Origin of the sequence: Pelovirga terrestris (assembly GCF_014773365.1) — a bacterium.
GTDB lineage: Bacteria > Desulfobacterota > Desulfuromonadia > Desulfuromonadales > Geopsychrobacteraceae > Pelovirga > Pelovirga terrestris.
Genome location: NZ_JACWUN010000016.1, coordinates 37,769 through 50,706, shown reverse-complemented (window position 1 = coordinate 50,706; position 12,938 = coordinate 37,769). Strand labels below are relative to the sequence as shown.

Below are 12,938 nucleotides of genomic sequence, written 5' to 3'. Positions count from 1 at the left end.
ATCAGGCGCTTTCCAGTAACGATTTCAGTTGCTGCGGTGCCGCTGCAATCAGTTCATCCAGCTTGTCCGTCAAGGGGCCGCCGGCCTGGGCCAATTCGGGGCGTCCGCCGCCGCGTCCACCGACGATTGCCGCCAGGGGTTTGATCAGCTCGCCGGCCTTCACCTGGGTGGTCAGGTCCTTGGTGACGGCGACCAGCAGGGCCACCTTGCCGTCAGCTTCGGTAGCCAGGACCAAAACCCCGGAACCAAGCTTGTCGCGCAGGGAATCGGAAAATTCGCGCAGACTCTTGCCGTCGACCCCGGCAACCTTGACCGCCAGCAGGGAAACATTGCCAACCTGCTGCACCTGATCAATCAACTCGCCGCTGCGCTGGACATTGATTTTAGCCTGAATCTGTTCAAGCTCACGTTCCAGATTCTTCTGTTGTTCAAGGATTTTCTGAATCCGCTGCTCGAGTTTCTGTGGGTCACTTTTAACCAGATCGGCCAGGCGCTGCAGGGTCTGTTGCTGTTGCTGGCTTAACGCCAGGGCTGCTTCCCCGGTGACCGCTTCAATGCGCCGCACTCCGGCAGCGATCCCGGTTTCACTTAAGATCCGGAACAGACCAAGATCACCGGCCGCCTTGGCATGGGTGCCGCCGCAGAGCTCCATGCTGTAATCACCGACACTGATGACCCGCACGACATCACCATATTTTTCACCAAACAGCGCGGTGGCACCTGACGCCTGGGCAGCTTCTGCCGCCATTTCGCGACTCTGTACTGCGGCGTTGGTTCGGATCTGACGGTTGACCTCTTCCTCGATCTGCAGCAGTTCAGCGGTCGTAACGGGAGAAAAATGGGTAAAATCGAAACGCAGGCGCTCTGGTGTTACCAGCGAACCGGCTTGTTTGACATGATCACCAAGGATGCGCTGTAAGGCTGCCTGCAGCAGGTGGGTCGCCGTGTGGTTGATCACCGTCCGCTGGCGCTGATCGCCATCAACCTTTAAGGTGACCAGGTCGCCGGTATGAATCGAACCCGTGACCACTTCACACAGATGGACATGCAGGTGATCAAGAGGTTTTTTGGTGTCGAGAATCCGCAGCTGGACGCTCTCTGCAGTGATTTCGCCGGTATCACCGGTCTGTCCACCCGATTCGCCATAGCAGGGGGTGGTTGCGGTAATCACCTCGACAATATCACCATGCGTGGCCTCGGTGACCGGTTCGCCGGCGCGAATCAGGGCCAGGACGTTGCCCTGGTCTTCGAGCTTGAGATAGCCGCTGAAGGTGGTTTTTACCCCCTGATCGACCAGGCGTTTATAGATAGCGGCAACGGCTTCTTCACCTGAACCCTTCCAGTGTTCGCGGGCCTTGTTACGCTGCTCCTTCATGCATGCCTCGAAGCCGGGCTCGTCGATGCTGTACCCGTCTTTTTCGACGATGTCGGCGGTCAGATCAAGCGGAAATCCGTAGGTATCGTACAATTTGAAAACCGTTTCACCTGGAATCGTTTTGCCGGGGCTACCCGCCAGGCGGGCAACCTCCTCCTGCAGTATTCGCAGTCCGTTGCCCAGGGTCTGGATGAAGCGTTCTTCTTCATTGAGGACAACACGGGCGACAAAATCTTTGCGCGCGGCCTCTTCCGGGTAGGCTTCGGCCATTGAAGTGAGGACAAAAACTGCCGTTTTATGGAGTACCGGATCATCGAGACCAAGCATCTTGGCATGGCGCATAGCGCGGCGCATGATCCGGCGCAGCACATAGCCGCGCCCTTCATTCGAGGGGAGCACGCCATCGGCAATCAGATAGGCGGCGGCGCGACTGTGATCGGCAATGACGCGCATGGAAACATCATTCTCATTATCTTCGCCGTAGCTTTTGCCACACAACTGCTCAATAAAAGCAATGATGTTACGCAACAGATCGGTGTCATAGTTGGACTGAACCCCCTGCATGACAGTAGTAATCCGTTCCAGCCCCATGCCGGTATCGACGGCCGGTTTCGGTAGCGGCACCAGGGTGCCGTCCGCCTTGCGATCAAACTGCATGAAGACATTGTTCCAGATTTCCATATAGCGGTCACAGTCACAGCCCACTGTACAGTCGGGGCTGTCGCAGCCAACCTCAGGGCCATTGTCATAGAAGATTTCCGAACAGGGACCACAGGGTCCGGTATCTCCCATCGCCCAGAAGTTGTCTTCCTCAAAACGAAAAATCCGTTCGCGCGGCACTCCTTCCTGGTGATGCCAGATGTCCGCGGCCTCATCGTCATCGGTGTAGACCGAGACATAGAGACGCTCCTTATCGAGGCCCATATCCCTGGTAAGAAAGTCCCAGGCATAAGCAATCGCTTCTTTTTTGAAGTAGTCACCAAAGGAAAAGTTGCCGAGCATTTCAAAAAAGGTGTGATGGCGGGCGGTGCGGCCGACATTTTCCAGATCGTTGTGTTTGCCTCCGGCGCGCACACATTTTTGCGATGAGGCGGCGCGCACGTATGCACGTTTTTCATCACCTAAAAAGCAGTCTTTGAACTGGTTCATGCCGGCATTGGTAAACAACAGGGTTGGATCGTTGTGGGGAACCAGCGACGACGACGTGACAATGGTGTGATCACGATCGGCAAAAAATTTGAGAAAACGGGCGCGGATGGCGTTTCCGGTGAGCATGATGGATCAACCTTTCAGTCAGGATGTGGTCACTGTTCTTGGTTATGTTGCTGCCGCGACCTCTGATCGTCGGCAGATAATTCATCGGTTGTTTGGCGATGAATTGTGCTGGACTCGAAATTCTAATGGAAGTAGCTGGATTTGAAAAGGGCTTATCGATCAGAAACAGAGGTTTGTTGCAGCCAGGTGAATATATCGCAGAGGGCAAAGCCGCGGCGTTGAAAATAGTTGATCAACCGCCGGCGTTCGTTTGCGCTCGCAGAGCCATAGCAGAAGTTGGGAAAGCGGCGGGACAGTTCCTGATGAAAAAGGTCTTCCAGACGGAACTCGCTGCTGACTTCGTCCAGTGCCGCCCGCGCCAGCTCATCAGTGATTCCGCGTTGGCGCAAATCGGCAAGGATGCGTCCCCCCACACCTTTGCCGTTGCACATCAGGGAACGCGCCCGCCCCAGGGCATAACGGCGGTCATCGAGGTAACGGTAATCGTAACAGCGTTCAATGGCTGTGGCGATGGCGCTGCTGGAAAAACCGCGTTGCTTCAGCTTTTCACGGATCTGTGCTTCGCTGCGATCACAGCGCCCGAGCAGGCGTAGGGCGACGCTGAAGGCATCAGAAGCGCTGGAAGGGGGAATCGTCATTCTTCTCGTTTTCCGCTGCTGCTTCAGCGGCTTTGCTGTCTTCCTGCTCTTTACCGCGTTCAAAATCACTCCAGGAAGAATCGGATGTCGAGTCGATGCCGGAGAACTTGAGCTTGAAGTCGTCGGGGTTGGAGCTTTGGCGCAGGGCCTCTTCGTAGGTGATGATGTTGCGTTTGACCAGATCCATCAGCGCCTGGTCAAAGGTCTGCATGCCATAGGTGGTGTACCCTTGAGCAATAGTGTCCTTAAGCAGAACGGTTTTTTCGCGGTCATCGATCAGTTCACGAACGCGTGCGGTGGTGAGCATGACTTCAACCGCAGCAACCCGTCCCTTGCCTTCTGCCCGTGGAATCAGGCGCTGGGAAACGACTGCCCGCAAGACATTGGAAAGTTGCAGGCGAACATGACGCTGCTGGTGTGGGGGGAACATGGAAACAATCCGGGCGATGGTTTCAGTGGCGTCGATGGTATGCAGGGTCGAGAGGACCAGGTGGCCGGTTTCAGCGGCCGCCAGCGCCGTTTCTGTGGTTACCAGGTCGCGCATCTCGCCCACCAGAATGACATCAGGATCCTGACGCAGGGCGCTTTTCAACGCTGGAGCGAAACCGATGGTATCGAAACCCACTTCACGCTGGTTGATGATACATTTGCGATCGCGGTGGAGGTATTCAATCGGATCTTCAACGGTAACAATATGGGCGGTACGGTTGCAGTTGATATGGTCGATCAACGCTGCCAGAGTGGTCGATTTTCCCGACCCGGTGGCCCCGGTGACCAGCACCAGACCACGCTGTTCTTCAGCAATTTTTTTCAGCACCTTGGGCATCAACAGTTCATCGAGGGTTGCCACTTTGTAGGGAATTGCGCGAAAAACAGCTGAGACGGAATTGCGCTGCATAAAGACATTGACGCGAAAGCGCCCGAGACCGGGGACGCCATAGGCCAGGTCAACTTCGTTGTTTTCCTCAAAGCGCACCCGTTGCTTTTCATTCATGATCCCTTCGCACATCATGCGCAGATCATCAGCGGTCAGCCGTGGCGCTTTGGGCAGGGGACGCAGGCTGCCGTCAACCCGGAATACCGGGGGCAGGCCGGCTTTGAGGTGAATATCCGAGGTATTGGCTTTTAATGCCAGGCCGAGAATCTGGTTCAGTTCCATCGTATTTCCTCACTTTTCCGTTGGCATTTATTCGTCGTCAGCGGCACTCTTCAACTTGGCCCCACCAACCCCGTAGAGTTCGCGCAGGGTCGCTTCAATCTCGTTGGTCATTTCGGGATGTTCCTGCAGGTATTGTTTGGCGTTCTCGCGTCCCTGACCTACCCGCTCCCCTTTGTAGGAAAACCAGGAGCCACTTTTTTCGACAATGTCGTTATCGACCCCGAGATCAAGGATATCTCCCTCACGTGAGATGCCGAGGCCATACATGATGTCGAATTCAGCCTGTTTGAACGGTGGCGCTACCTTGTTTTTGACCACCTTGACCCGGGTTCTGCCGCCGATGACGTCCTGTCCCTGCTTCAGTGCGGCGATTCGACGGATGTCCAGGCGGATCGAGCAATAGAATTTCAGGGCGTTACCACCGGTGGTGGTTTCCGGGTTGCCGAACATGACACCAATCTTCATCCTGATCTGATTGATAAAGATGATGCTGCAGTTGGATTTGCTGACGATACCGGTTAGTTTGCGCAGGGCCTGAGACATGAGACGGGCCTGCAGCCCCATGTGGGAATCCCCCATTTCTCCTTCAATTTCGGCGCGTGGCGTCAGGGCGGCAACGGAATCGACAACGAGCAGGTCGATGGCGCCGCTGCGTACCAGCATTTCGGTGATCTCCAACGCCTGTTCACCGGTGTCCGGCTGGCTGACCAGCAGGTCATCAGCTTTAACCCCAAGGTTCTGGGCATACTGGATATCGAGGGCATGTTCGGCGTCGATAAAAGCTGCCACGCCCCCCTGCTTCTGGACTTCAGCCAGAATATGCAGGGCCAGGGTGGTTTTGCCCGATGATTCCGGCCCGAAAATTTCGATAATGCGACCCTTGGGGATACCGCCAACGCCGAGGGCCAGATCAAGACTCAAGGAGCCGGTGGGAATGGTAGCGATGGCGGGCATCTGGTAATCAGAGCCAAGGCGCATGATGCTCCCTTTACCAAATTGTTTTTCTATCTGCCCCATGGCCAGTTCGAGGGCGCGGTTGCGGTTTTGATCAGACATGTGAGGACTCCTTAAATGCAAAAAAACGTTAATGTCAGCTATCAAGATTGGTGTTCATCCAATCTTCCCCTCTCCGTGTGACATAATAAGTCGTTATGGTAGCGGAGGTGATTTTTTAGTCATAAGCAAACCCTGATCTTTGTCGTTTGCTGCGTTCGTTGCAAAAAAAACAGCAGACAGAATAATGAATACAGAATGAAAACTGCTGAAATGGTAATTCTTTTCCGACTACTGATTTCTATATTCTGACCTCTGCCGAGCAAGAGTAAAACGATTGGCCCGCCGCTGTCGAGAGCTTAATCAGCTAACCGTTGCAAGGCAAAGCGTCGAAGCCACTCCAGCGCCATAAAAGCACTCATGCGCTGAACCCGGGACCGATCACCAGCAAACAGATAACGTTGGGCGTGAACCCCGGCGTCACTGGCCAGGGCGAGGTAGACCGTGCCCACCGGTTTGTCCGGGGTGCCGCCATTCGGGCCGGCAATGCCGGTAATCGCCAGGGCCAGATCGGTGCCACTTTCATGGCGCAGACCGCCGGCCATGGCCCGGGCACAGGGTTCACTGACCGCCCCATGCTGCAGCAGGATTGCCTGCGGTACTTTCAGCCAGTGCTGCTTGGCAGCATCAGCATAGGTGACCCCGGCACGATTGAGAAAGGCTGAGGCGCCGGGATCTCGGGTCAGCATGCTGCTGAGGAGTCCACCGGTACAGGATTCTGCCAGGGATAAGGTCAGTCCAGCCTGGGTCAACAGTTGCCCGACGTTGCCTTCGGCGGTTTGACCCTCCCGCGCCATCAGGTGATCACCGAGAACCTGGAGCAGCAGTGCTTCGGCTTGATCCAGACGTTCGTCGGCCTCTTCTCCGTGGGCCTTCAGGTGCACCAGCACCAGGGGAAAGTCGTGGCTGTAATTGATACTGACCCCTTCCGGCAGGCGTCCGCCGGGAATCATGGTACGAATACGTACCTCGGACAGACCGAACAGCTTCAGGGTGCGGCGATGCAAGCGTTGCTCCTCCGGATAGTCCTGTTTGAGTTGAGGCAGAACGGACTGTTCCAGCATGGTACGCAGTTCCATCGCTTCAGCGGGCAGGAAAAACATCCGGCACTGGTTGTGGTGAAGGGAAAAGCCCGGCGTCATCCCGTGGGGATTTACCAGCAGTTGCGCCGTTTGGGGTAGCAGCGCCACGCGTTCATTGGCAGGGTTAAACGACTGGTGGTGGTTGTGACACCAGGTGCGGACCATTTCCAGAGCTTCCTCATGAATAACCAGGGGCAAGCCGAGGGCGCGGGCCGCTGCGCGGGCGGTCAGGGCGTTGCTGCCGGGTCCCAGGCCGCCACTGGTAATGACAAAACGCGCCTGCCGGGAAAGGTAGTTGAGCGCCGCAAAGATCTCCTTTTCATTGTCCGAAACTGCCAGAGAGCAACGTGGGCGGTAGCCATGTCGGGTGAGCAGATCAACGACGACAGCACTGATGGAATTGGTGGAGTCGCCGCTGAGCAGATCTTCTGCGGTGGTCAGGATAGCAATATCAAAACTGGGCATAGATAGTTTCCAGCAAAGAAAAAGTGTATCTGTTCAGCACTGGATCGGGAATCCTATGTCAAGGGACGCGATGGTTTCCCGTTGGGTCATCCATGATCGCTTGTTGTCGCCGTCCATGGCGACAAACACCCTTGCCACAGGAATCCCGACCCTGCGCAATGACAGTGGTGAATAGTTACGAAAAAATCAGCTGAACAGGGCGAGGCACAGGCGCACCGCAATGGCAGCGTAAACTCCGGCCAGGACATCATCAAAGGTGACACCAAAACCGTTTTTAAAATTGCGATCAATGTGGCCGATGGGCGGTGGCTTTAAAATATCAAACAGGCGAAACCAGAAAAAGGCCAGTAGCGCCGTTCCCCAGGTAAAGGGCAGGAAGGCGACGGTAACCAGATAACCGGTGAGTTCGTCAATCACGATGCGCCCGTCGTCGGCTTCACCGAAATACGTGCCGGCGTGTTGGCATATGTAGACACAAAAAGCGATGACCACGACGAGAACAACAAGCTGGAGCAAGCCGGGCAATAACGACAGGTAATAGAAGGCTGGAATCCCCGCCAGGGTGCCGAAGGTGCCGGGGGCAAGCGGGGCGTAGCCTAGCCCACCATTGGTCGCAAAAAAGATGGTTGCGCAGTTTTTGCGACGTTGGGGTGCTGAATCAGTCATGGTTCGTCTCCTTAAGGAGCTGTGGCAGCTGGTCGTAAGCGCTATTTTCAACCAGGCGATAGACCTGTTGCAAGGGTAGATTGTGCTGCCGGGCCAGCCGCCGGCAATCGTCGTACTCGGCACTCAGGCGCAGAAATTGGTCATGGTCGAACAGCAGCTTAACGCCCGCTGTACCGAGGGTGGTTGCAATGGTGACCTCGTGGCGCTGCAATCGATAGCGGTGGCACGGCTGAGAGCGAACGCCGATGGCGCTGCTGTGGTGCATGATCAGGGTCGCCAGCGTCTGGCTGTGCGCCGGTTGACAGACCACCTTGAGAAGTTGTCCCGGGCGGTTTTTTTTCATCTGCAGGGGAACGTAAGCAGCATCCAGAGCACCAGCTTCAAAGAGTCGTTCGAGCAGGTCGCCGAGCTGTTCCGGGGTGCTGTCATCGATATGGGATTCAAGCAACTCCACCGCGTCGGACGTTGTCGGCTGGTGCTCCTGCGCATAAAGAATGCCACGCAGCAGGTTGGGGCGATCGGCAAGCTCCCAGCCGCCGACCCCGTAGCCGACCCGCCCCACGGCCCGGTCGGGCAAGGGTGTGAACTCTGCCAACTCCCTGACAAGGGTGGCGCCGGTGGGGGTGACCAGTTCCTTGTCACAGCCACTGTCGTAGACCGGCCGCCCTTGCAGGATCTCCACTGTTGCCGGTGCCGGTAAGGGAAGAGCGCCGTGGGCACATTGACCGATGCCGCGCGACAGGGGCAGTGGTGAGCAGAAGACTTTGTTGATGCCAAGCAGATCGATGCCGATGGCCGCTCCGGTGAGATCCACGATGGCGTCGACGGCGCCGACTTCATGAAAGTGAACCTCATCAATACTGATACCATGAACTTTGGCTTCGGCTTCCCCGAGGCGGCGGAAAAAGCGCCGAGCCAGTTCCTTGCTGCGCTCACTTAGGTGGCTCTCGGCCAGCATCTGATCAATGTGGCTCCAGCTGCGATGGTGGTGATCTTCCTGGTGGTTAACGCTAAAGCGGCACCCTTCAATCCCGTGCCGTCGCTCACGTTTGATGTTGACCTGGTAATCGCTGACCGGCAGTTTGGCCAGTTCGGCTTTAAGTTGCTCCACATCAAGACCCAGGTCACAGAGCAGACCCAAAAACATGTCGCCGGAGATGCCGGAGAAGGTATCAAGATAAAGGGTTTTCATTCAGTTGATCCTTAAAAATTGAGGGCTGCCATAACATCAGGAATCATATCTGCCCCCCTACGCCTTTAAACTTCTCAACAAAGGCGGCAATTTTCTGGAAGACGCTTTGTTTCATCGTCAGATACTGTGGATTGAGCGGACTCATCTTCGGCAGAATGGTGTTCAGCTCGGTGCCGTTGTCGCTGGCGAATTCCCGCTTTAACGAGATGGCGATATAGCGTCTGGCCGCATCGGCATTGAGCTGTTCGCTATGAATGAGCTCCTCTGCATCACGTTGTTGCTCCCCTCGGGCAAAAGTGAAAAAGGCATCAATCACGCTTGCCTTGTCAGGGATCTCATCAAGATTCGCCTGGTTGATAAAATCCACTACCAGGCTTTCCTTGGCGCGATTGCCAAGGCTGCCACGAATCAGGCGCCGTACTTCATCAATCAATTCGGCCTTGCCCTTGTTTTTCTTGTTGTGCTCAAAAATCAGCTCCAGGATGTAATCCAGATTGATCTCCTGTGACTTGAGCAGGTCCACCTCAAACACCACGTCATCCCAGTCGAGGGTGGACTGGTCTTGCTCGTTGGCTGATTTTTCACGCCGTAGCCAGTCACGGATATCGTTATAGGTAGAGCGGTAATCCTGAACCTTGCGCTCAGATGGTATCCGGGTTGCCTGCAGTATGGCAAGATCATCATCGCTTAGGTGATGTTGCGTTTTGAAGACCTCGATCGCCTCCGGGTCATTGCGGTCAACGGATTGCAGGGCTTTTAACGCGGCAAATTCATCGTAGTTTTGCAGGATGTTCTCAATCCGCAGGTATTCGCCAAAAAGCTTTGCAAAGTCTTTTTTGCCCGACTCCTTTTCGATAACCGAGGGGTCGGGAAAACGCTGCTCCAGCTCGCTTACTACCTCCATAAAACCACGCCGCGCTTCGCCGGTGACAATGTCGGTAAAGCCTTCCAGATACTCCTTATAACTCTTCTCCAGCACCACGTTCTTGGTGTTCTTATCACCAAACAAGGTGATGGCGTCGATGGTGGCCTGCTCCAGATCGCGAAAGGTGATGATATTGCCAAAAGTTTTGGTGGCATCATAAATTCGGTTGGTGCGTGAATAGGCTTGTATCAGTCCGTGGTAGCGCAGGTTCTTGTCCACAAACAGCGTGTTGAGTGTCGGTGCGTCAAAGCCTGTCAAAAACATTCCCACCACGATCAGCAGGTCGATCTCCTTGGCTTTAACCTGTTTGGCCAGGTCGCGGTAGTAGTTTTGAAACCCCTTGCTGTCAACGCTGAAACTGGTCTTAAAAAGGGCGTTGTAATCAGCAATCGCCGCGCTCAAAAACTCCTTGGCACTGCTGTTCATGGCAGCCACATCAAAGCTCTCATCGGCAATGTCGCCAACCGCATCCTGCTCCTCGTTGGCGGCAAAGGAAAAGATGGTGGCAATGTTCAGCGGTTTGTCGCAATCAGCCTGCAGCCTGTTCAGCGCTTCGTAATAGCATTTTGCCGCATCCACGTTGCTGACCGCGAACATGGCGTTAAATCCCTTGCCGCCTGGCTGCAAACGGTGGGTTTTCTGCCGGTAGTGATTCAGAATGTATTGGGATATTTCGCGGATACGTTCGGGATGCAGCAGGGCCTGGCGATTCTCCGCAGCGGTCAGTTTCTGTACATCCTGCTCGGTTTCAAGTGCCTTGAACTGAGGGCGCACAGCGTTGTAGTCGACCTTGAATTTGAGCACCTTCTCATCGCGAATGGCATCGGTGATCACATAGGAATGCAGTTCACGGCCAAACACGCTGGCGGTGGTTTCCGCGCCCAGGGCGTTCTGCGGAAAGATCGGCGTGCCGGTAAAACCGAACTGATAGAACCTTTTGAACTTCTTCTTCAGATTCTTCTGTGCCTCACCAAACTGGCTGCGGTGGCATTCGTCAAAGATAAACACCACCTGTCTGGCATAAATTGGCAGCTCCCCTTCGCTCTTCATCAGGTTGTTAAGCTTCTGGATCGTGGTGACAAGGATCTTGTTGTCGTCCTTATCCAGATTACGTTTGAGGCCGGAGGTAGAGTCTGAGCCGTTGACACTCTCAGGTGAAAAGCGCTGGTACTCCTTCATGGTCTGGTAGTCCAGATCCTTGCGATCCACCACAAAAAAAACCTTGTCGATAAAGTCCAACTCAGTGGCCAGGCGCGCCGCCTTGAAACTGGTCAGGGTTTTACCGGAACCGGTGGTGTGCCACACATAGCCACCGCTTTCCGGATTGCTCCAGTTTTTGGCGGTATGGGAGCTGTTGATCTTCCACAAAATGCGCTCGGTGGCGGCAATCTGATAGGGGCGCATCACCAGCAGGGTGTTGCTGACGTCAAACACCGAATACTTGAGCAGCACTTCCAGCAGGGTGTTTTTCTGAAAGAAGGTGGCGGTAAAGTCCTTCAAATCCCTGATCAGGCCGTTATCGGCCTGCGCCCAGTGCATGGTGAAGTCAAAGCTGTTCTTGTCGCGCCGGGTGGTATTAGCAAAATAACGGGTATCAGTGCCGTTGGAGATAACAAACAGCTGCAGGTATTTGAACAGGGAGTGCTCGCTGTTGAAGCTCTCCTTACTGTAACGATGCACCTGATTAAAGGCCTCACGAATGGCCACGCCGCGCCTTTTCAGTTCCACCTGGACCAGCGGCAGGCCGTTGACGAGGATGGTGACGTCGTAGCGGTTGGCTTGGCTGCCGGGTTGCTCGAACTGCTTGATCACCTGTACCTTGTTGCGGGCCAGGTTCTTTTTGTCCAGCAGGTAGATGTTCTGAATACGGCCATCGTCAAAGACGAAATCGTGGATATAGTCATCGTGAATCTTGCGGGCTTTATCGACGATGCCTTCACTGGGTCTGTCCAGAAAGATTTCCCCAAAGCGCAGCCATTCGCCGTCAGAAAACTGCACCTTGTTCAAGGTTTGCAGTTGGCTGCGCACATTGGCCAGCAGGGCTTCCGGGGTGCTTAAATTGCGCAGGTATTCATAACCCTGATGTTCCAGATCAGCGATAAACTCCCGCTCCAGATCGTATTCGCTCTGATAGCTTTCAGCAACCTGCCATTCCCTCGTGTACCTTTCGAGCACGATAAAACGGTTGGTTTCGGCGATGGGTTTGTAGTCAGTCATTTTCATCCTTGTTCAGGGTGCAATTGAACCTGCTGCCAGCGAAGAGGATTGTCGTTAATGTAGTGTTGAATGCGGTTTAAGTCATCCTCATTACGCACAATATGCTCGTAATAATTGCGTTGCCATAAGCGTTTATGAAAGGGTTGCCAATGATGATGTTTGACACCATCAATATACGCATTGGTGGTCATGGTTTTAAACCATTGCACAACCCGTGGTAGGGGCGAACCTGCGTGTTCGCCCTGGTTCACCCGTTTTTTCGTTTCGTAGGGGCGAACCTGTGTGTTCGCCCATGTTTGAATTGCCGTCACCATTCGGGCAGACATTGTAGGGGCAGACACATAGGTCTGCCCCTACAGCGCCTACGTTGATTACGATAAAATGGACATGGTTGGGCATACAGATAAAATTGCCACATTGTATATCCGGGAATTTCTGTTCCAATTCCCAATACCATCGTTCAATCATGTGACCGGCATCATTTAAACCCATGATCCCATCGACGATATCGCCAAACAGACATTCACCATTTTGGGTGGAGATGGTCACAAAATACGCCCCACATTGGGCATAGTCATATCCACGCAATCGTATTGATCGACGATGATGAATTTCAGGATTAAATGACATTTTATTCATCGTGTATCGTAGGGGCGAACCTGCGTGTTCGCCCTGGTTTGTATTGTCCTCATCATTCGGGCAAACCCCATTCGGGCAGACACATAGGTCTGCCCCTACGATGGTCGTCCCGTTTCATCCGTTTTCGTGAATCAACCATTCGGGTGGGCACGCGTCCGATTCCCCGCCCAATGTTCCGTTTTTCGTTTCGTAGGGGCGAACCTGCGTGTTCGCCCATGTTTGAATTGCCGTCACCATCCGGACAAACCCCAT

At 54.6% G+C, this 12,938-nt stretch carries 9 protein-coding genes; all 9 read right to left on the bottom strand.

The features are described from left to right. Nucleotide 1 precedes the first annotated feature (1 nt). The gene (gene alaS, locus ICT70_RS12675; protein WP_191157204.1) at nt 2-2,650 is read right to left on the bottom strand and encodes an alanine--tRNA ligase; all 2,649 of its coding nucleotides are present in this window, start codon (nt 2,648-2,650) and stop codon (nt 2-4) included. A gap of 152 nt (nt 2,651-2,802) precedes the next feature. Continuing rightward, on the bottom strand, nt 2,803-3,288 hold the full coding sequence (locus ICT70_RS12670) for a regulatory protein RecX (RefSeq protein ID WP_191157202.1): 486 nt from the start codon (nt 3,286-3,288) through the stop codon (nt 2,803-2,805). Next, on the bottom strand, nt 3,260-4,447 hold the full coding sequence (locus ICT70_RS12665) for a type IV pilus twitching motility protein PilT (protein WP_191157200.1): 1,188 nt from the start codon (nt 4,445-4,447) through the stop codon (nt 3,260-3,262). Before ICT70_RS12665 ends, ICT70_RS12670 begins: the two co-directional genes overlap by 29 nt. 27 nt (nt 4,448-4,474) lie before the next feature. Continuing rightward, entirely contained in the window at nt 4,475-5,503 is a 1,029-nt protein-coding gene (gene recA / locus ICT70_RS12660) for a recombinase RecA (protein ID WP_191157198.1), read from the bottom strand. Nucleotides 5,504-5,799: 296 nt separating this feature from the next. Beyond that, nucleotides 5,800-7,047: a CinA family nicotinamide mononucleotide deamidase-related protein gene (locus ICT70_RS12655; protein WP_191157196.1), complete on the bottom strand. Its 1,248-nt coding sequence runs from the start codon at nt 7,045-7,047 to the stop codon at nt 5,800-5,802. Between the two features lie 186 nt (nt 7,048-7,233). Continuing rightward, on the bottom strand, nt 7,234-7,713 hold the full coding sequence (locus ICT70_RS12650) for a phosphatidylglycerophosphatase A family protein (RefSeq protein ID WP_191157194.1): 480 nt from the start codon (nt 7,711-7,713) through the stop codon (nt 7,234-7,236). Then, nucleotides 7,706-8,905: a nickel pincer cofactor biosynthesis protein LarC gene (larC, locus tag ICT70_RS12645; RefSeq protein WP_191157192.1), complete on the bottom strand. Its 1,200-nt coding sequence runs from the start codon at nt 8,903-8,905 to the stop codon at nt 7,706-7,708. Before larC ends, ICT70_RS12650 begins: the two co-directional genes overlap by 8 nt. Before the next feature lie 43 nt (nt 8,906-8,948). Next, complete coding sequence (locus ICT70_RS12640; RefSeq protein WP_191157190.1) at nt 8,949-12,047, bottom strand: type I restriction endonuclease subunit R; 3,099 nt, start codon at nt 12,045-12,047, stop codon at nt 8,949-8,951. Between the two features lie 2 nt (nt 12,048-12,049). Further along, complete coding sequence (locus ICT70_RS14955; protein ID WP_224747036.1) at nt 12,050-12,361, bottom strand: transposase; 312 nt, start codon at nt 12,359-12,361, stop codon at nt 12,050-12,052. Nucleotides 12,362-12,938: the final 577 nt, after the last annotated feature.

What these genes read in the sequence shown, in the direction of transcription:
- alaS (WP_191157204.1), bottom strand. Translation starts at nt 2,650, where the DNA reads ATGCTCACCGGAAACGCCATCCGCGCCCGTTTTCTCAAATTTTTTGCC.
- ICT70_RS12670 (WP_191157202.1), bottom strand. Translation starts at nt 3,288, where the DNA reads ATGACGATTCCCCCTTCCAGCGCTTCTGATGCCTTCAGCGTCGCCCTA.
- ICT70_RS12665 (WP_191157200.1), bottom strand. Translation starts at nt 4,447, where the DNA reads ATGGAACTGAACCAGATTCTCGGCCTGGCATTAAAAGCCAATACCTCG.
- recA (WP_191157198.1), bottom strand. Translation starts at nt 5,503, where the DNA reads ATGTCTGATCAAAACCGCAACCGCGCCCTCGAACTGGCCATGGGGCAG.
- ICT70_RS12655 (WP_191157196.1), bottom strand. Translation starts at nt 7,047, where the DNA reads ATGCCCAGTTTTGATATTGCTATCCTGACCACCGCAGAAGATCTGCTC.
- ICT70_RS12650 (WP_191157194.1), bottom strand. Translation starts at nt 7,713, where the DNA reads ATGACTGATTCAGCACCCCAACGTCGCAAAAACTGCGCAACCATCTTT.
- larC (WP_191157192.1), bottom strand. Translation starts at nt 8,905, where the DNA reads ATGAAAACCCTTTATCTTGATACCTTCTCCGGCATCTCCGGCGACATG.
- ICT70_RS12640 (WP_191157190.1), bottom strand. Translation starts at nt 12,047, where the DNA reads ATGACTGACTACAAACCCATCGCCGAAACCAACCGTTTTATCGTGCTC.
- ICT70_RS14955 (WP_224747036.1), bottom strand. Translation starts at nt 12,361, where the DNA reads ATGGTGACGGCAATTCAAACATGGGCGAACACACAGGTTCGCCCCTAC.